This window comes from Sulfitobacter sediminivivens (assembly GCF_042611115.2).
Classification (GTDB): domain Bacteria; phylum Pseudomonadota; class Alphaproteobacteria; order Rhodobacterales; family Rhodobacteraceae; genus Sulfitobacter; species Sulfitobacter sediminivivens.
Map to the genome: position 1 here is coordinate 61085 of NZ_JBHGAR020000012.1, position 17962 is coordinate 79046.

Here is a 17962-nt window from a genome sequence, read left to right on the forward strand (position 1 = left end):
GGGTCATCCCCCGACGATCTGACAGGGCTATATGTTCTCATTCTGCGCCGATCCTTCCATACTTGAACGCCTGCCATGGCTCGCATGTTATCTGACAACTGGCGTGCATATGTCGTTCTATGGCTCTTTCATAAAAGTGCTGCTGCTGCTGGCGGTGACGGCACCTGTGGCATTGGGCTTTGGGTTTGCCGGTGCAATGGCGGCCCGGGCCAGCTTTTTCTTCGTCCGCTGGATTGGCAAGGCCTACATCGCGTTGGTGCGCGGTGTGCCGGACATTGCATTCTTTCTGTTCTTTGTAATTGCTCTGGATCAGGCCATCGAATTTACCCGCCACAAGGTGCTTTGCCCCGACTGGGAACTGCCCGTCAGACAGGGCAATGATTTTGTCGTCTGTCAGGCCGCCAAGATGCCGCTTGGGAATGCATCGCAGTGGGTTCACGAAAGTTATGGCTTTTCGCTGGCGGTCGTGACCTTTGCCATCGTGTTTGGGGCCTTTGCAGCGAACGTCCTATTTGGTGCCATGCGCGCCGTCCCGCATGCACAACTTGAAACAGCAGAGGCTTATGGCATGTCGCGGCGTCAGACATTCTGGCGGGTGATGGTGCCCCAGATGTGGGTTTATGCGCTGCCCGGCCTCAGCAATCTTTGGATGGTGCTGATCAAGGCGACACCGCTGTTGTTCCTGCTCGGCGTCGAAGACATCGTGTACTGGGCGCGCGAACTTGGCGGGACAAAGACATCGCGCTTTACCGATTATCCGCATGGTGACTGGCGGATGTGGTATTTCTTTGTGCTGTTGATCTTTTACCTGTGCTTCACACGCGTCTCCGAAATTGTGCTGGACCGGTTGATGAAGCGTCTCACACGGGGTCAGGCGACCACGGGCGGCGAAGCGCAAAGGAAAGCCGCATGAGTTGCTTGCAAACCATTCAGGATTACGGGCTGCGCTCAATTGGCATTGGGGAACGTCTGCTTCCAAAGGAAAATTTCACTCTGTGCGAACAGTTCACGCTGATTGGTTCCGGCATGATCTGGAACATCTATTTTGGCGTTGTCGCCCTTGTAACGGGCTTTGTGCTGGCCACAGCACTCGGCGTCGGCAAGACGCAGGCAAATCCCTGGATCCGCAAACCTGCGGAATGGTTCATCTTTATTTTTCGGGGCTCGCCGCTTTTTATTCAATTCTTCTTTGGCTATTTTCTGTTTCTCAGCCTCAAGTCTGTGAACCCGTTCTTTGATGCCTTCACCGCCGCATGGTTGGGTGCCCTGATCGTTTTGTTCCTGAACACCGCCGCCTATACCGGCGAGATTTTTTATGGCGCGCTACAATCCATTCCCAAAGGTGATGTCGAGGCTGCAGATGCCTATGGGTTGACCGGCTGGACCCGCTTTCGCCGGGTAATCTGGCCGACGTCTCTGCGCCTTGCGTGGCCTGCCTATACCAACGAGGCGATCTTTCTGTTTCATGCCACCACATTGGTTTTTTTCAGTGGCTTTCCGGCATGGCAGCAACGCGGCGATGCGCTTTATTATGCGAGCTATTTCGCGGACAAGACGTTTAACCCCTTCGTGCCCTATCCCATCCTTGCGGGCTATTTCATTGTGTTGACGGTTTGTGTGATCTCGGTGTTTGGATTGATCAATGCGCGGCTGAACCGGCACCTGCCCCAAGCACAGCGCCGAAAAATTAACTTGCGTCCCAATCTGATACGGTAGTATCCAACATTTGATCAAATTATCCGGCGCGTGGGCGACGGATGCATTTTGGCTCTCGACAGAGCCAATCGGCTGACTTCATGCCCACCGCCAAATCAGGTGAGTTATGAACAATTGGCTACGCAAAAACCCTCAGGTCCGCACCATCCGTGTGGCCGCCGCTGATCTCAATGGTCAGGCGCGAGGCAAACGCATCCCCACACGCTTTGCCGATAAAGTGGCAACTGATGGCACCCGGTTTCCGGTATCTGTGCTGAACCTCGACATCTGGGGCGAGGATATCGACGACAGCCCGCTGGTCTTTGAATCCGGCGATGCGGATGGCGTCCTAAAGCCAACCGAACGTGGTTTTATGCCGATGCCCTGGCTCGATGCGCCCTCTGCTCTGTTGCCGATCTGGATGTTTCGCGAGGATGGCCGCCCCTATGCCGGTGATCCACGTCATGCGTTGCGCGCAGTTCTGGACCGGTTCAAGGCCCATGGGCTGACCCCTGTTTGTGCAGTGGAGCTTGAATTTTTCCTGATCGACGATTCCGGGCGCAAGCTGCAGGTGCCCATTTCACCCAGATCCAACAAACGCCGCAAGGCGGCGGAAACGCTGTCGATCCGGGCGCTGGACCAGTTTGATGTGTTCTTTACCGACCTCTATGACGCCTGCGAAGAAATGGACATCCCTGCCGATACCGCGATTTCCGAAGCAGGCCTTGGCCAGTTTGAGATCAACCTGATGCATTGCGACGATGCCCTACGCGCCGCTGACGATGCCTGGCTGTTCAAGATGCTGGTCAAAGGGTTGGCACGTAGGCACGGATTTGCCGCGTCGTTCATGGCCAAACCCTATGAAGATTACGCCGGCTCCGGTCTGCACACCCATTTTTCGGTGCTCGATCAGGACGGCAACAACGTCTTTGACGATGGCGGACCCGAAGGCACTGACGTGATGCGCCACGCGGTTGCGGGCTGTATGAACGCGATGGCAGGCTCGGCGTTGGTGTTTTGCCCCCATGCCAACAGCTTTGACCGGATGGTGCCGGGTGCGCATGCGCCAACCGGCATTTCATGGGCCTATGAAAACCGCACCTCGTCGATCCGCATCCCGTCCGGCAATCACAAGGCACGGCGAATTGAGCATCGAGTCTCAGGGGGCGATGTGAACCCCTATCTGATGCTGGCCGCCGTGCTGGGTGCCGCCATCAATGGCATCGAAGACGGCATCCTGCCGCCCCCGCCGATCACCGGCAACGCCTATGCCGCCGAGTTGCCACAAATTCCGACCGATTGGGCCAGTGCCATTGATCTGTTTGAGAAGGACCCGCAGGTCGCGCGCATTTTTGCGCCTGAACTGATCCGCAATTTTGTCCTGACCAAGCGGCAAGAGCTGCATTATATGCAAGAGTTGACCCCGCAAGAACAGGTCGAGATTTACCTTGATACGGTGTGAGACATGAAAATTGGTATCCTGATCACTGGCCACCCCCCGGAAAACATGATGGACGGCGGGACTTATGACAAATATTTCGCGCGTCTGCTGGGGGACGATGCGTTCACCTATCAGGCCTGGGCCGTCGTGGACGGCATTTTTCCGGACAGCGTGGATGACGCAGACGGCTGGCTGATCACCGGGTCAAAACACGGTGCCTACGAACCGCACGACTGGATACCGCCGCTCGAACAATTTGTCCGTGACTGTTACGAGGCCCACGTTCCGATGATCGGTGTGTGTTTTGGCCATCAGGTGATTGCGCAGGCGATGGGCGGCAAGGTCGAAAAATTCAAAGACGGCTGGTCAATCGGGCGCACAGAATATGACATCAACGGGCAGAAATTTGCCCTTAATGCATGGCACCAGGATCAGGTCGTCAAACGCCCGGAGGCAGCAGAAGTCATCGGATCGACCGACTTTTGCGAGAACGCCGCGTTGCTTTATGATGACCGGATCTGGACCATCCAGCCGCACCCTGAATACGGTCATGACTTTATTGAAGGGCTGATCAACACCCGTGGCAAGGGTGTGGTACCGGATGCCCAGCTTGCAGCGGCATTAACGACGCTTGGCGCCCCCCTGAACAACACCGACATCGCTGCTGAAATGGCGGCATTCTTTAAGAAAAAGAAGAAAGAGAGGGCCTGATGGCCGACTGGACCGCAAACCTACCAGCCTCCGCACGCAAGTTCCTTGAGGGCAAACGCCTTGACGAAGTGGAATGTATCATTCCCGACCTGCCCGGCATCGCGCGCGGCAAAGCGGTGCCTGCATCAAAATTTGCGCGGCAGGAGTATTTTCATCTGCCCGACAGCATCTTTTATCAGACCATCACCGGCGAATGGGGTGAGGCCGCGGGAGAAGATGGGTTTACTGAACGCGACATGGTTCTGCGTCCCGATATGTCCACGGCAACTGCCGCACCCTGGACTGGCGACTGGACCTTGCAAATCATCCATGATGCCTTTGGCTCCGATGGTGAACCGGTGCCGTTTTCACCGCGCAATGTTCTGAAGCGGGTTGTCGATCTTTACACTGCCAAAGGCTGGGATCCTGTTGTGGCACCCGAAATGGAATTCTTTCTGGTGGCGCGCAACCTTGATCCCGCACAAGAAATAAAACCGATGATTGGCCGATCTGGGCGTCCCGCAGCGGCGCGGCAGGCCTATTCGATGACGGCCGTTGACGAATTTGGCCCCGTGATCGACGACATCTATGACTTTGCCGAAGCGCAGGGTTTTGAGATTGATGGCATCACCCAGGAAGGTGGGGCCGGACAGTTGGAGATCAATTTGATCCACGGTGACCCCGTTCGTCTGGCCGATGAGGTGTTCTATTTCAAACGCCTGATCCGCGAAGCGGCGCTGCGCCATGAATGTTATGCGACCTTCATGGCCAAACCGATCGAGGATGAGCCGGGGTCAGCCATGCACATTCACCATTCAGTGCTGGATGCAAAAACCGGCAAGAATATCTTTTCGAATGCCGATGGGTCAGAAACCGATGCCTTTATGCATTTCATCGCGGGCCTGCAGAACCACATGCCTGATGCGCTGGCCGTGATTGCGCCATATGTGAACAGCTACCGTCGCTATGTGAAAGACCACGCCGCCCCCATTAACCTTGAATGGGGCCGCGACAACCGCACCACCGGCATTCGAGTGCCGCTGGCCAGCCCGAATGCGCGGCGGGTCGAAAACCGCCTTGCGGGAATGGACTGCAATCCTTACCTCGCCATCGCAGCCTCGCTGGCCTGCGGCTATCTCGGCCTGGTCGAGGCCAAGCAACCCAAAAAAGAGTTCAAGGGCGATGCATACGATGGTGATGGCGACATCCCGCGCGTTATGGGTGAGGCTCTTGATCTGTTTGATGAAGCCACCGCATTGCGCGAGGTTTTGGGCCCGGAATTCGCGCGGGTTTATGGCATCGTGAAACGCGCCGAATATGACGAGTTCCTGCAGGTCATTTCGCCGTGGGAACGCGAGCATCTCTTAATGAACGTCTGACCCGGCTGCGCGCGCAGCGCATCGGTATTAAAAAAAGGGTGAAGATGTGAACCTGCTTTATGCCAATGACCGACGGGGCCAATACCCGGAAAGCTGGTATGCGGCAACCGCCACACCGACTGAGCGGTTTGCAGTTCTCAAAGGCGCTGTGAAGGCGAATGTCTGCGTTGTGGGCGGTGGATATACCGGCCTTTCGGCAGCGTTGCATCTGGCTGAAGCGGGCCGCGATGTGGTGCTGATTGAGGCACAACGCGTTGGGTTTGGCGCGTCGGGGCGCAATGGCGGACAATTGGGCAGCGGTCAGCGCGTTGAACAGGACGGATTGGAAAAGATGCTTGGTGCCGACCATGCCAAGCGGCTGTGGCAGATGGGTGAAGACGCCAAAGATCTGGTTAAGTCGTTGATTTCGAAACATAGAATTGACTGCCATTTGAAGCCCGGTGTCGCGCACACAGCGTCAAACGCGGGCGATCTGCGCCATCTGCACGCTTATGCCGATCACCTGCGCACCCGCTACGGCTATGACCAGATTGAAACGCTGGACCATGCAGCGTTGCAATCGGTGTGCCCTTCGCCTGACTATGTGGGTGGCACGTTGGACATGGGTGCCGCACATCTGCATCCTCTGAATTACGCACTGGGTCTGGCACGCGCGGCCAGCGCGGCGGGTGTGCGGATATTTGAGACCAGCCCCGCACATCACATCGAGACCGGGAAAAAGACCATCGTACAAACGAACGCCGGGCGCATTGAGGCGGATCATGTGATCCTTGCCTGCAACGGCTATCTGGGCGGGCTGAACCGCAAAGTGGCTGCAAGGGTCATGCCAATCAACAATTTCATCGCCGCGACCGAGCCTTTGGGCGATCGGATCAAGGATGTGCTGCCGCGTGACGTGGCCGTTGCCGACAGCCGTTTTGTCGTGAATTACTTTCGTTTGACCCATGATGGTCGCCTGCTTTTTGGCGGGGGGGAAAGCTATGGCTATAAGTTTCCCGCTGACATTGCCGCCAAGGTGCGCAAACCGATGTCGGTAATCTTTCCGCACCTGCGTGATGTCAAGATCGACTATGCGTGGGGCGGCACGCTTGGCATCACCATGAAACGCCTGCCCTATGTGGCGCGTGTGGCCGCCAATGTCTTGTCCGCTTCGGGGTATTCCGGGCACGGCGTCGGCACCGCAACGCACGCCGGTATGTTGATGGCGCGTGCAGTTCAGGGCGATGCAGACGGATTTGACACAATGGCCAGCATCCCCACCCTGCCCTTTCCCGGCGGTGCGGCGTTGCGCAACCCGATGCTGGTGCTGGCGATGACGTGGTATTCTCTGCGCGATCGCTTGGGCGTTTAGACGGTAACGTCGCGAAACATGCGGATCCAAGAGCGCAAAAGCACTTGGTTTACACATCATCTTAATTTAGATTTTCGAAAACAAACATTCGGAAATCTGAAATATGAACATGCCAAACCTTCACCAAGCTGAGGCTATCCCTGCAGAGGCCCGTGCTGCGATTGACGACCTTCTGCAATCCGGTGACCTGTTTCGCTATACCGCTGCTGCGGATGCGCCGGTGTCCCTGCTTGAGGGGGAGTTTGCCGAGATGATGGGTGTCAAATACGCCCTTGCCGTCTCGTCCTGCTCTGCCGCACTTTTCCTGTCTTTGCTTGCACTGGGATTGCCGAAAAACGCCCGCGTGCTGATCCCGGGTTTTACGTTTGCTGCCGTCCCATCCGCTGTCGTGCATGCCGGATATCTGCCGGTCTTGTGCGAAGTGGGCGACAATTACCGTATTGATATCAAAGATTTTGCCGCGAAATTGCCGGACGTGGATGCGGTGATCGTCAGTCATATGCGCGGCCACACATCTGACATGGATGCGATCATGACGCTTTGTGATGCCGAAAATATCCCGGTGATCGAGGATGCAGCACATTCGCTTGGCACCCTTTGGCAGGGCCGCAACATTGGCACCATCGGACGGGTTGGGTGTTTTTCATTCCAGTCCTACAAAATGATCAACGCGGGCGAAGGTGGCATCATGATCACCAACGAGGCGGAACTGGTAGCGCGTGCGATCATCATGTCGGGTGCGTATGAGCACAACTGGAAGAAACATCCGGTCCTGCAGGACGCCTTTGCACGCTGGCAAAACCAGCTGCCGCTCTACAATCTGCGTCTGTCGAACCTTGCCGCGGCTGTCATCCGCCCGCAATTGCCACACCTGTCGCGGCGGGTCTCGGACGGGTTGCGCAACCATGATTATGTTGCTGCAAAACTGTCAAAGTCGCCATTCATTGACGTGCCAGCCCCGCTCAAGGGTGAAACCCGCGCACCAGATTCGATCCAGTTCAATTTGCTGAACATGGATGATGCTGCCATTCGGGCCTTTGCAGCCACGGCTGATGCAGGCGGCGTGAAGGTGCAGGTTTTTGGCCAAAGCACCGATAACGCCCGGGCCTTTTGGAATTGGCAATTCCTGACGGATTTGCCCGAACTGCCACGCACCCGCGCAATGTTGATGCGTGCCTGTGACGTCCGTTTGCCTGTGCAACTGACGACACAGGAACTGGATCAGGTGTGCAAGGTGATCCTGGCCGCGCTGGAAACCACAACCGATGCGCAAGCCGCCTGAGCCTGATTTTTAGCGGTGGATGCGCGGTCGGAGTCTTACTTTAACTTTGAGAGCTTGCTCTGCAGATCGGCCAATTGCTTTTTGATCGCGTCCAGATCTTCGTTTTGATCTGGCTCCTCTTCTGGTGGCTCAGCAGGTTTTGACGTTGTGCCGCCGGCACCCCATCCGCCTGTCATGGCTTTCATGAACGCTTCTTGTTGCGCTTGCATCACGCCCAGGCCGGGCATCTTTGCCATCGGGTTCATCGCCGTCATGTTTTCCAACACGCGCGACTGACCATCCCTGAGCATGTCAAAGGAGGTTTGCAGGAACTGTGGCACCACCGACACGTCGCCCGACATATAGCTGCGGACCAGGTCGTTCAGCACCGATATCGGCAACACAGATTCGCCACGGCTTTCGTGTTCTGCAATGATTTGCAGCAAATATTGCCGGGTCAGATCATCGCCGGATTTCAGGTCAACGATCTGGACCTCACGGCCATCACGGATAAACCCCGAAATGTCCTCAAGCGTCACATAATCACTGGTTTCAGTGTTATAGAGCCGCCGAGATGCGTAGCGTTTGATCAACAATGGTTTGGATGCGTCCGCCACGGTGTTCCTCCCAGATGTCACGTGCTGCAGTGCAGCTTATTGCAGGCTCGCACAAAAAGAAAGGGCAGGCTCAATGAGCCTGCCCCGCCCTCACACTAATCTGGGAGGAAACAATGTGAGATGCGTATTCTTACTTTGCTGTTGCTTTTTTCGCAGCAGCCTGAACGTCGTCTGTGGCTTTTTTCACGGCAGCAGTTGCGTCTTGCTGCATGTCTTTGCCTGCGGACATCATCAGTTCAACTGTGTCCATCTGAACTTTTTTCGCGATTTCAGCGAACGCGGCCATATGCTCGGCTGCAACTTCGGCAGAGGCAGATGTGAAATCTGTCATTGCTTTTGCATAATCAGCAGGCTCTGCTTTGGCTTTAGACATGTCGGCCAATTTCGCCAGGGTGTCTTTTGTCCACTTGCTTGAGATGTCTGCAGACTTTTCAGCAGCTGACAGCGCAACGCCGGACAGTTTTTCGTTCAGCGCGGTTGCTGATTTGAAAGAACCTTCCATTGCAGATGTGTCTACTGGGAAAGAACCCATTACGTCTTTGAACATTGCGGCCATATCTGGTGTCTTTGTCATTTTATCAATCCTTTGATGCTTGGCGGAACATCCACCATTTCGCTTCTGCAAAAGGATATACATGCTGCAGTGCGGCATTTCAAGTTTTTTCTGCACTGCAGCATAAAAATTTTCAGTATCCTAAAGGCACATGAAATCAAAGCTTTGCCTTCTTCGCCACGTATTCGCCGGGTGCATCGGCAAGAATTTTCCAATCATTATCACCGGGGAATCGCGCCTCGACCTGAGCACCGGACTTCTTTTTGAGCCATGCTTCCCAGCGCGGCCACCATGAGCCTTCGGTAAACTTCGCCCCCTTGAGCCAATCTTCGTGGTCCAGCGACAGGTCGTCATTGGTATAATGGCCGTATTTGTTCTTGGTCGGCGGATTGACGATGCCCGCAATATGCCCTGACTGGGTCATGATGAACGTCTTGCTTTTTGACCCCATCATTTGCACACCGCGATAACAATCCTTCCACGGTGCGATGTGATCGGTTTCGCAGGCGATGGCACATAACGGCACCTCGATATCACCCAAATCCAGATGGTGCCCCATCAGATCAAAGCCGCCAGCGGCAAGCTCGTTGCCCTGACAGAGCCCACGCAAATACTGCATCGCCATCTTTGCTGGCAGGTTCGCGCCATCACCGTTCCAATAGAGCAGATCAAAGGCAGGGGGCGTTTCACCCATCATATAGCTTTTGACCGCCGGACCATAAACCAGATCATTTGAGCGCAGAAAAGAAAACGTCCGCGCCATGATGATTGAGGGCAGTACACCTTTATCGACGGTTTCAGCTTCAATCCCGTCGATAAAATCATCCGTCAGGAACGGCTGAAATTCCCCTTGATCCGAGAAATCTGTGAGCGCGGTAAAAAATGTGGCGGATTTTATCGACGTATCGCCGCGTTGTTTCAGCAACGACAGCGTCAGCGACAATGTCGTACCGGCAATACAATAGCCAATCGCGTTTACCTGTTTCTCACCGGTGATCGCCTTGACCTCGCGGATCGCGGCCAGATAGCCATCGTCGATGTAATCCTCCATGCCGACATCGCGGTAGGTGGGATCAGGGTTTACCCAAGACACCATAAACAGCGTATAGCCCTGGTCCACGACCCATTTCACCAGGCTGTTTTGCGCTTTGAGATCGAGAATATAGAATTTGTTGATCCACGGCGGAAACACCACCAGCGGCGTCTTATACACCTTTTCTGTGCTCGGCGTGTATTGGATCAGTTCGAACATCTTGTTGCGATACACAACCTTGCCCGGCGTCGTCGCAATGTTACGCCCCAATTCAAACGCTGTTTCATCGGCAAGCTTGACCACCAATTCGCCGTTGTTGGCCTCAAGATCGCTGATCAAATTCTCCAACCCTTTGATCAGGCTCTCTCCTTCCGTCTCGACAGCGCGTTCAAGCGCATCAGGGTTGGTCGCCAGAAAATTGGTGGGGCTCATAAGGTCGATGATCTGTTGGCTGAAATACCCCAGCCGCTTTTTCTCGCGGGGGTCCATGTCGGTGACATTATCCACGGCGGTTTTCAGGGCCTCGGCATTGATCAGATATTGCTTTTTGACAAAGTTAAAATAGGGATGTGACTTCCAAAGCGGGTTGGAAAAGCGGCGGTCGTCGGTGCTTGTGTTGTCCTCTGGCGCGCTCAGATCGCCCTTCGACATCGCCTGCTGCGCTTCCATGAAGTGGGTGATTGTCTTGGTCCAATACCCCATCTGGTGCTCCATCAACTTGGCAGGATTCTGCATTGCCTCGGACAGATAGGATTGGGACGCTTTGGCAAACAGTTCTTGATTCGGCCCATCCAACGACTGTTGGTGGGTCTGGCGGTGCGTCATGACCTGCGTCAACCGCTCGGTCAGCGCCTCCACTTTCTTGAGGTTTTCGGCCATTCGAGACAATGAAGCCTCAGGAGTTGCATCATGGTCTGTGGTTTTAGTTGTCATCTTAACTTTTAACTCCTATCTTCGCACCTGCAGCATAACGTCGCCCACCTTTGGGCAGGAGAAGCGACGAATTGCCCAAACGTGGGCCTATAACGAAGGAGACCCATTGTGCGCTATATGGCAACATACGACCTGATGGAAACGATACGGACGACCAATCAGTGGCTCGGCGCTTCTGCGCTTGCAATGGCATCCTACCCTGCTTTGTCAATGTTTCCAAACCCCGCTTTGGGCTGGGTGGCGGCATGGGGCGAAGTCACCGAACGCACATTCGCCCGCATGGTCATAAAACCAGACTGGAAGATCCCGCCCTTCGTCGGTGCCAATGGCCAGGATCGCCTTGTCAGCGTTGAAAAAGAGATCAGCCGCGATTTTGGTGATCTGATTCATTTCCGTGTCCAGGGCCGCACCATCAAGAAACGCAAAGTTCTGCTGGTAGCCCCAATGTCCGGTCACTATGCCACGCTGCTCCGCTCAACTGTGATCAGCCTACTGCCCGATTGTGACGTCTATATTACCGATTGGCACAATGCGCGGGATATTCCAGTAAGTGCCGGCAAATTCGACGTTGAGGATTACACCCTCTACCTCGTTGATTTCATGCGTCACCTTGGCCCTGACACCCATGTCATCGCAGTGTGCCAGCCCGCCCCGCTTACATTGGCCGCAACCGCCTATCTGGCCGAAGAAGATCCAGAAGCACAGCCGCGGTCCCTGACGTTGATTGGTGGCCCGATTGACCCCGATGCGACCCCGACGGACGTCACCGACTTTGGCCGCCGCGTCACCATGGGCCAGCTGGAGCAGTTCATGATCCAGCGTGTCGGTTTCAAATACCCCGGCGTGGGCCGCAAGGTGTACCCCGGTTTGCTGCAATTGTCCTCGTTCATCTCAATGAACAAAGAGACCCACGAAAAGGCGTTTCAGGATCAGATCAACCGCGCGGCCCGTGGCGAAGCGCACGAAGACGACAAGCACAACAAATTCTATGACGAATATCTGGCGGTCATGGACATGCCTGCCGAGTTTTATCTGTCGACTGTCGAACGTATTTTCAAAGGGCGAGAGATTGCCAAGAACGAATTCATGGTCGCCGGAAAATTGGTCGATATTGGCAAGATCACAACCGTCGCGGTGAAAACCGTTGAAGGGACAAAGGATGATATTTCCGCGCCCGGCCAATGTATTGCGGCGCTGGATCTGTGCACGGGTTTGCCTGACAGCAAAAAGGCCAGCCATCTTGAAGAAGGTGCAGGCCATTACGGCATTTTTGCCGGTAAAAGCTGGCGCGAAAATATCCGTCCGCTCGTCCTTGATTTCATCGATGCTAATGATGTTCCACAGAGCACCAAGGATAAGAAGCCTGCAAATAAAAATGCGGCGGCGTAATATCGGGTGGTTGCACCAAAAAACATACCGTTCAGCTGCCAATGCGGCACATTGAAAGGCACACTGCGCGATGCACATCCGCGCAGTGGCACCCATGCGGAATGTTTTTGCAAAGATTGCCGCGCCGCTGAAATCCATCTGGGTCAACCTGACCCTGCACCGAACCCTGTTGGCATCTTCCAGACAACACCCGACCGAATTCAGCTCGATGCAGGCCATGACAAACTGGCCGTCTTTTCATTCGGAGAAAAGAACCTGTTGCGCTGGTATGCGTCTTGTTGCGGTGCGCCGCTTTTCAACACCATGCGCACCCCGAAATTCGCATTTGTCGGAATACGCACTAACCGACTGGACGATACAGGCCCCCTTGGCCCTATTGTCGGACGTGGATTTATGCCGGTCAAAGGCGGCAAACCAAAGCATGAGGGGCTATCTTACCTGATCTTGGGCATGGCCACGCGTGTGATAGGCGCACGCCTCTCAGGTCGTTGGAAACAAACACCGTTTTTCGATACGAATACACTGACCCCGGTCCGCGACATTCAGGTCCTGCCCAAAGACACCCGCGCGTCGCTGCTGCCAAAAGACAGCTGATAATCAGGGATCGCGGACAGCTTAGCGCAAGACCAACGGCTGTTGCATCCATTTGCGCAGGGCGGCTGTTGTCTCTGCCGGTTGTTCCAGCGTCGGCAAATGGCCTGAGTTCTCAAGCACAACCAGTTCGGCAAACGGAATGAGTTCAGCCATGAATGTATGGCGTTTTACGGGGCATAGCGTGTCATGCTCCCCGCAGAGCACCAATGTCGGCACCTTGCATTTGCGCAACGTCGCCTGCTGATCCTTGCGCCTCTGCAAGGCACGAGACTGGCGAATAAAAACCTCTGGTCCCAACGTTTCGGCCATATCCATGACCAGATCCAGAACCTCGCCCCGGTACGGACCCGGTGCCAGATAATTCGGCTTCATCTCGTCGCGCATCACCTCAAGCAACCGGCCCGAGCGGACTTTGACAATCTGCGGTTCACGGTTGGCCGCAATGACCGGTGTTTCGGCCAGCGGATTGGTATCCATCAACGCAATCCGGGTGATCCTGTCAGGTGCACGGCGCAGCAATTCCATCGCGACAATGCCGCCCATGCTCAACCCCGCCAAAGCAAAGCGTTTGGGCAGCAGATCCAGCAGGCTTGACGCAATCTCTTCGATCCGTTCGCCTTGGGTGATGGGGGCGACCATCACCGCCATTTCGGCAGAAAGTTCAGCAATTTGAGGCCCAAACAACCGCGCGTCGCACATCATGCCGGGCAGCAGAACCAAAGCTTCAGACATACCGATTTACCTTGTTGATTTCAAAGGGTTTCATGGGCTGTCCTAGCTACATTACCCTGCCTCTATATCATGCCTCAGGCGGGCCGCAACATCGCCGTTGGCAGGTGTGGCGCAATCCCGCAAAATGGCGGAAAATCGGCATATCTCCGCGCCCGCTCAGCATCAGATACAGCCGGGTTGTCACCTGCCCGAAGCAACATGCCGCGCGGCGCGATATAGCTTGATATCATGCGCTGAGGGTGCGGCCGCCAAACCAGATTGAGCGCTGCAAGTTTTGGAAAAAACCACATCTCCGAATAAGGCAGATGATCATGCAGCCACCATGCCAAATCACGCCAATCGCGACCCCGATCGTATTGATCGGCAAACCATGGGATCACGATAGACGCGCCTGCAATGGCTGCATCGCCACTGCCGCGATCCCAGATGTGGCATTCAAGCGGATGGTCATTGCGCGCACAATTAAGTTTGTTTTCATTGCCGTAGCGGTTCAATTCAGGTGATCGATATCCCGAGCGCACCGCGACCCGACCAAAGGTTTCCTCAAGCGGGTCCAGCAGTGCCGCACAAAAGGCGCGCCCATTTTCGATCGCGAGGTCAGGATTGGCCGGCACATTGGGTTGGCCGTGAAACCCCGAAATCTCCGAATACATAAAATCGCGCATGTAAAAATATTTCGATAACCGCACCCGGCCAAAGGTCTCAAGGCTCCACATGCTGGCCGGTTTGCGCATCAGCCGTATCCATTCCAGCGGAATGCGCCATCTGGGCCAAGTGGTGAGAATGGATTGTAGGCCACCTCCCAAATATGCCCCTCAGGGTCCGAAAAATACCCGATATGCCCGCCCCAGAAAACGTCAGAGGCCGCGCGAAGTATTTTGCCACCCGCCGCCTCGGCCTTGGCAAGCAACGGTGCCACCTGATTTTTATGGGCAACGTTATAGGCATAGGTTGCGGCCCCGTGGCCCAATGTTTCGACATCCACACCGATATCTTCGGCCAGCTTATCGAGCGGATAAAGCCCCAAAGTCTGTCCAATCAGATCATAGGCGATGACCCCATCCGGGCTGTCCGTTCGAACCCAGCCCAATGCATCGTAAAAACCGGCCAAGGCTGCGGCATCGCGGGCACCGAATGTGATCAGTGAAATGCGTTGGTCCATGATCGCTGTCCTTTCCAATCAGATTTGGCACGCGAAAAAGAGGTAATCGTGCGAGCCAATCATCCAGCAGCATTGGTCGGAGACTGGCAAGATTTCGCAGCCCATATATATATTTTTCATTTATTTTCATAATATTGCGGTGATAACCTCATCTATCGCATGAACTATCAAACCAAGGCACGGCCCATCAGAGAACCGATGGTCCGCGTCCTTGACCAGACGCAACTGCATGTCAGGTCCGGTCGCATGCTCCAACAGCCGCACCGCCGTTGCGACGCTGACTGCTGTGTCCGCTGTGCCCTGCAAGAACCGCACTGGAAATGGCAAATTCAAAGGGTCACGCAACACCAGTTGTTGGCGACCATCCTCGATCATGCGGCGGGTAATCACGTAAGGTTCCATGTAGTCAGAGGGCAACTCAACCTGCCCCACATCTTTTAACCTCTGCTTTTGGACGTCTGAAAATGTGGCCCAATAGCCATCTTCGGTAAAATCCGGGGCAGCGGCGATGGTGACCAGCCCTGCGACGCGATCAGGCTCGGCCCGCGCCAAAAGCAGGGCCTGCCAACCGCCCATGGACGAACCAACCGGCACGATCGGGCCATTTGTCAGGGCCGCAACAGCCTCGCGCGTATCCTCGGCCCAATCGCCGATACAACCTTCAGTGAAAGTGCCAGAGGATTCCCCATGCCCGGAGTAATCAAATCGCAGAAACGCCCGGCCCCGCTGGCGTGCCCAGTCTTCCAGGAACACCGCCTTGGTGCCCATCATGTCCGACTTCAGACCACCTAAGAACACAATCCATGGGCCCTTACCGGAGGTGCGGTGAAAAGCCAGCCGTCTGCCGGTTGATGTCTGCAGAAATTCGGTATCGCTCATGCATGCCCCTCTTTGTCTGGAACAGATCATGCGCGGGGTCCGGCCCAAGGGCAACCGAATGATTTTTAGGTGACGATATTCTCACGTGACTACTTGATCACTCGCAAGTGTTTCTCATGGACAGTATCTTCAAAGCCCTTGCCGATCCGACCCGCCGCACTTTGCTGGACGCCCTGCGTCTGCGTGACGGTCAGGCATTGCAAGAGCTGACTGAGTTGCTGGATATGACCCGCTTTGGCGTGATGAAGCACCTAGGCGGGCTTGAGGATGCCGAACTGGTGGTGACCAAGAAAGTAGGGCGCTTCAAATAACATGATCTGAATGCGCTCCCCCTTCAGCTGACCATAGATCGCTGGATTGAAACAATGCTCGCAAAACCGGCGGCCCGAGCAGTGTTGACCTTAATGCAACTCTCGAAAGGACCAATGCTATAACCAAACCTGATTTCATGATGCAAACCTTCAGCCGCTGTACTCAAGACGCGCTTTGGGATACCCTGAGCGATCCCGGCAGCAGGGCCGCCTATCATTTTATGTGCGACCGTGTTGAAGGCGAGGCGCGTGAAGGGGGGGAACTGACCCGGCCTTTGCCCGATGGCAATAAGATGCTGTCGCAACGGCCCACCAAAGTGACCCCAAAAACCCGTATTGAAGCGACGTTTGAGCCGCATTTCTTTGGCCCAGACGCGCCGCGGTCAAAGATGGCGTTCATCATCCAACCGCAAGGCCCGTTCTGCAAGCTGACAATCGAACATTACGATATACCAGCCGGTCAGGCTGATCCTCTTTACCAGAAGATGGCTCTGTTGTTTGATCATGGTCGACGCCGTCTAGGCATCATGACCAATGTGGCGCGGTGTTTTATTGCCGCCCCGCGTCACTCCTTCTTTTCGACCTCGGGCAACCCATACCCAACCACCGCCGCCGCAACCGCCATGGCGGCAAACAGCATCAGTGTCGCCTGCGGCCCAATCAGCGCCGCACCGCCACCAAGCACACCAGCGATCAACAAAAGCCCGCCGATCACCGTGTTGCTGACGGCCGCATAGGCTGCGCGCTGATCTGGCGGGGCCATATCCACCAGATAGGTCGAACGCCCCTGACGCACCCCATGATACGCAATCATCAACACAAACAAGACAGCCGGCATGGCCCATACCTCGCGCGCCAACCCGATGGCCCAAAGCGCAACAGCCGTGATCATCGCAACCGCACCAACCACACCGGTCAGCATCAATACCCGGCGGCTTGAGCGATCAGAGAGCCGACCCCAAACATACGAGCTGAGAAATGATGCAAGAGCCGAGGCGAGCACCAATGCGCCCAATTGCGCCAGTCTGTCTTGACCCGCCTGCCCCGCCAGAACCACCAGATAGGGTGGCGCAAGCGCCGTTGAGACCAGCAATCCGCGCGTGATGATAAAACGCCAAAGCACCGGGTTCTTGGCCAGCACTGAGAAATCTGTGGCTTTGGTGTCTTCGCTGCTGCTCGGTTCCTCTTCCAGCGTGGAAAAAAGCAGGGCCGCCACCCCCCATAAACACGCGGCCAGCGCAATCGCGGCAATCACGGCGGCTCGACTTTGGTCCAGGCCAGACAGCAAGAGAGCGGCAAAGATCAACACACCAACGGATGATACCGACCCTGCCAGACCCGTGACCGCACCGCGCCGCGACTTGCCCACGGTTTTGCCCAGAATATCCTTGTAAGACACAGAACAAGCGGCCCGGCATAGTGCCAAGATGCCAAGAGCCAGACAAATCGCCAGCCCCGCTGTGGACCCTTCGAGATTTTGGGCCACCCAAACGATTGCGCCCGCGCAAATACCTTGCCCAGCAGACCCCAGCACCCAGGCCCATTTGCGCCGCGTCATGGATTGCACGGCTTTCGCCAGCAACATCTGTGGCAACAGCGCCCCCGCCTCGCGAATGGGCACCAAAGCGCCAGCATAAACCGCAGGTGCACCAAGTGACGTCAAAAGCCATGCCAGCACCAGCTTGGGGTCGATCAACCCATCGGCAATCTTTGTCATCGACAAGGACGCGATATGGCGCAATCCATTGCGACCTTCGCTGGCTTGCAGTTTGTCTGATGATCCCTCGGACCCGGTGATCTTGGAAAAGACCTGCTGTACTGATGTGTCCGCCACTTACGCATCCCTTACCTGTTGCTCGGCTAAGTTAGGACGATCCTGTGACCTCGCAACACCCATCTGTCAGATGCTGGTCCTGCCCGATTGACAAGCACGCGCGCTGCG

At 55.7% G+C, this 17962-nt stretch carries 19 protein-coding genes and 1 pseudogene; 11 read left to right on the forward strand and 9 right to left on the reverse strand.

Annotation, left to right across the window (positions count from 1 at the left end; all coding sequences use genetic code 11):
• Positions 1-31 precede the first annotated feature (31 nt).
• The 7 genes from ACEWL3_RS13215 (at position 32) to ACEWL3_RS13245 (ending at position 7838) form a co-directional block, all read left to right on the forward strand.
• Positions 32-913, forward strand: a complete 882-nt coding sequence (locus ACEWL3_RS13215; protein WP_386182013.1) for an ABC transporter permease — start codon at positions 32-34, stop codon at positions 911-913.
• Entirely contained in the window at positions 910-1716 is an 807-nt protein-coding gene (locus ACEWL3_RS13220; RefSeq protein WP_386182011.1) for an ABC transporter permease, read from the forward strand. Before ACEWL3_RS13215 ends, ACEWL3_RS13220 begins: the two co-directional genes overlap by 4 nt.
• A gap of 106 nt (positions 1717-1822) precedes the next feature.
• On the forward strand, positions 1823-3157 hold the full coding sequence (locus ACEWL3_RS13225) for a glutamine synthetase family protein (protein ID WP_386182009.1): 1335 nt from the start codon (positions 1823-1825) through the stop codon (positions 3155-3157).
• A 3-nt stretch (positions 3158-3160) separates the two neighbouring features.
• Positions 3161-3847: a type 1 glutamine amidotransferase gene (locus ACEWL3_RS13230; protein WP_386182007.1), complete on the forward strand. Its 687-nt coding sequence runs from the start codon at positions 3161-3163 to the stop codon at positions 3845-3847.
• Positions 3847-5205, forward strand: coding sequence for a glutamine synthetase family protein (locus ACEWL3_RS13235; RefSeq protein WP_386182005.1), 1359 nt, complete (start codon positions 3847-3849; stop codon positions 5203-5205). Before ACEWL3_RS13230 ends, ACEWL3_RS13235 begins: the two co-directional genes overlap by 1 nt.
• Before the next feature lie 46 nt (positions 5206-5251).
• Positions 5252-6556 carry an NAD(P)/FAD-dependent oxidoreductase gene (locus ACEWL3_RS13240; RefSeq protein WP_386182003.1) on the forward strand — a complete coding sequence of 435 codons (1305 nt, stop codon included), beginning with the start codon at positions 5252-5254 and terminating at the stop codon, positions 6554-6556.
• A gap of 103 nt (positions 6557-6659) precedes the next feature.
• Positions 6660-7838: a DegT/DnrJ/EryC1/StrS family aminotransferase gene (locus tag ACEWL3_RS13245; RefSeq protein WP_386182001.1), complete on the forward strand. Its 1179-nt coding sequence runs from the start codon at positions 6660-6662 to the stop codon at positions 7836-7838.
• A gap of 35 nt (positions 7839-7873) precedes the next feature.
• Here the strand turns inward: ACEWL3_RS13245 and phaR are convergent, their stop codons facing one another.
• The 3 genes from phaR to phaC all read right to left on the reverse strand — a co-directional run bounded on the left by phaR (position 7874) and on the right by phaC (position 10953).
• Positions 7874-8434, reverse strand: coding sequence for a polyhydroxyalkanoate synthesis repressor PhaR (phaR, locus tag ACEWL3_RS13250; protein WP_386181999.1), 561 nt, complete (start codon positions 8432-8434; stop codon positions 7874-7876).
• A gap of 130 nt (positions 8435-8564) precedes the next feature.
• Complete coding sequence (locus ACEWL3_RS13255; protein ID WP_386182127.1) at positions 8565-9008, reverse strand: phasin family protein; 444 nt, start codon at positions 9006-9008, stop codon at positions 8565-8567.
• A gap of 136 nt (positions 9009-9144) precedes the next feature.
• Positions 9145-10953 (reverse strand): class I poly(R)-hydroxyalkanoic acid synthase, encoded by a 1809-nt coding sequence (gene phaC / locus ACEWL3_RS13260; RefSeq protein ID WP_386181996.1) that lies wholly within the window; start codon positions 10951-10953, stop codon positions 9145-9147.
• A 108-nt stretch (positions 10954-11061) separates the two neighbouring features.
• Here phaC and phaZ point away from each other — a divergent pair, with 108 nt between their 5' ends.
• Both phaZ and ACEWL3_RS13270 read left to right on the forward strand, forming a co-directional pair.
• Positions 11062-12342: a polyhydroxyalkanoate depolymerase gene (phaZ, locus tag ACEWL3_RS13265; protein WP_386181994.1), complete on the forward strand. Its 1281-nt coding sequence runs from the start codon at positions 11062-11064 to the stop codon at positions 12340-12342.
• A gap of 6 nt (positions 12343-12348) precedes the next feature.
• Positions 12349-12936 (forward strand): DUF6151 family protein, encoded by a 588-nt coding sequence (locus tag ACEWL3_RS13270; protein WP_386181992.1) that lies wholly within the window; start codon positions 12349-12351, stop codon positions 12934-12936.
• Between the two features lie 21 nt (positions 12937-12957).
• Here the strand turns inward: ACEWL3_RS13270 and ACEWL3_RS13275 are convergent, their stop codons facing one another.
• From ACEWL3_RS13275 to ACEWL3_RS13290, 4 genes are all read right to left on the reverse strand, one after another.
• Positions 12958-13668, reverse strand: a complete 711-nt coding sequence (locus tag ACEWL3_RS13275; RefSeq protein WP_114879225.1) for an alpha/beta fold hydrolase — start codon at positions 13666-13668, stop codon at positions 12958-12960.
• 74 nt (positions 13669-13742) lie between these two features.
• Positions 13743-14384, reverse strand: a complete 642-nt coding sequence (locus tag ACEWL3_RS13280) for a hypothetical protein (protein WP_386182125.1) — start codon at positions 14382-14384, stop codon at positions 13743-13745.
• Between the two features lie 17 nt (positions 14385-14401).
• A complete protein-coding gene (locus tag ACEWL3_RS13285; protein WP_386181989.1) occupies positions 14402-14830 on the reverse strand; it encodes a VOC family protein in 429 nt (142 codons plus the stop codon).
• A 126-nt stretch (positions 14831-14956) separates the two neighbouring features.
• Positions 14957-15709: an alpha/beta fold hydrolase gene (locus ACEWL3_RS13290; RefSeq protein ID WP_386181987.1), complete on the reverse strand. Its 753-nt coding sequence runs from the start codon at positions 15707-15709 to the stop codon at positions 14957-14959.
• A 116-nt stretch (positions 15710-15825) separates the two neighbouring features.
• Here ACEWL3_RS13290 and ACEWL3_RS13295 point away from each other — a divergent pair, with 116 nt between their 5' ends.
• Together ACEWL3_RS13295 and ACEWL3_RS13300 are read left to right on the forward strand one after the other, a co-directional pair.
• Positions 15826-16020: a winged helix-turn-helix domain-containing protein gene (locus tag ACEWL3_RS13295; RefSeq protein WP_386181985.1), complete on the forward strand. Its 195-nt coding sequence runs from the start codon at positions 15826-15828 to the stop codon at positions 16018-16020.
• Positions 16021-16160: 140 nt separating this feature from the next.
• A pseudogene (locus tag ACEWL3_RS13300) lies at positions 16161-16433 on the forward strand (SRPBCC family protein); the annotation flags it as partial.
• On the opposite strand, the gene ACEWL3_RS13305 reads toward ACEWL3_RS13300, so the two are convergent.
• Positions 16404-16526, reverse strand: coding sequence for a hypothetical protein (locus tag ACEWL3_RS13305; protein ID WP_386182131.1), 123 nt, complete (start codon positions 16524-16526; stop codon positions 16404-16406). The pseudogene ACEWL3_RS13300 and the gene ACEWL3_RS13305 overlap by 30 nt on opposite strands.
• A 59-nt stretch (positions 16527-16585) precedes the next feature.
• Entirely contained in the window at positions 16586-17854 is a 1269-nt protein-coding gene (locus ACEWL3_RS13310; protein ID WP_386181983.1) for an MFS transporter, read from the reverse strand.
• Positions 17855-17962 lie beyond the last annotated feature (108 nt).

Bases quoted from the DNA above. Each gene is read 5' to 3' on its own strand.
- ACEWL3_RS13215 (WP_386182013.1), top strand. From the start codon at position 32: ATGTTCTCATTCTGCGCCGATCCTTCCATACTTGAACGCCTGCCATGG.
- ACEWL3_RS13220 (WP_386182011.1), top strand. From the start codon at position 910: ATGAGTTGCTTGCAAACCATTCAGGATTACGGGCTGCGCTCAATTGGC.
- ACEWL3_RS13225 (WP_386182009.1), top strand. From the start codon at position 1,823: ATGAACAATTGGCTACGCAAAAACCCTCAGGTCCGCACCATCCGTGTG.
- ACEWL3_RS13230 (WP_386182007.1), top strand. From the start codon at position 3,161: ATGAAAATTGGTATCCTGATCACTGGCCACCCCCCGGAAAACATGATG.
- ACEWL3_RS13235 (WP_386182005.1), top strand. From the start codon at position 3,847: ATGGCCGACTGGACCGCAAACCTACCAGCCTCCGCACGCAAGTTCCTT.
- ACEWL3_RS13245 (WP_386182001.1), top strand. From the start codon at position 6,660: ATGAACATGCCAAACCTTCACCAAGCTGAGGCTATCCCTGCAGAGGCC.
- ACEWL3_RS13255 (WP_386182127.1), bottom strand. From the start codon at position 9,008: ATGACAAAGACACCAGATATGGCCGCAATGTTCAAAGACGTAATGGGT.
- phaC (WP_386181996.1), bottom strand. From the start codon at position 10,953: ATGACAACTAAAACCACAGACCATGATGCAACTCCTGAGGCTTCATTG.
- ACEWL3_RS13275 (WP_114879225.1), bottom strand. From the start codon at position 13,668: ATGTCTGAAGCTTTGGTTCTGCTGCCCGGCATGATGTGCGACGCGCGG.
- ACEWL3_RS13280 (WP_386182125.1), bottom strand. From the start codon at position 14,384: ATGTGGAGCCTTGAGACCTTTGGCCGGGTGCGGTTATCGAAATATTTT.
- ACEWL3_RS13285 (WP_386181989.1), bottom strand. From the start codon at position 14,830: ATGGACCAACGCATTTCACTGATCACATTCGGTGCCCGCGATGCCGCA.
- ACEWL3_RS13290 (WP_386181987.1), bottom strand. From the start codon at position 15,709: ATGAGCGATACCGAATTTCTGCAGACATCAACCGGCAGACGGCTGGCT.
- ACEWL3_RS13295 (WP_386181985.1), top strand. From the start codon at position 15,826: ATGGACAGTATCTTCAAAGCCCTTGCCGATCCGACCCGCCGCACTTTG.
- ACEWL3_RS13305 (WP_386182131.1), bottom strand. From the start codon at position 16,526: ATGATCAAACAACAGAGCCATCTTCTGGTAAAGAGGATCAGCCTGACC.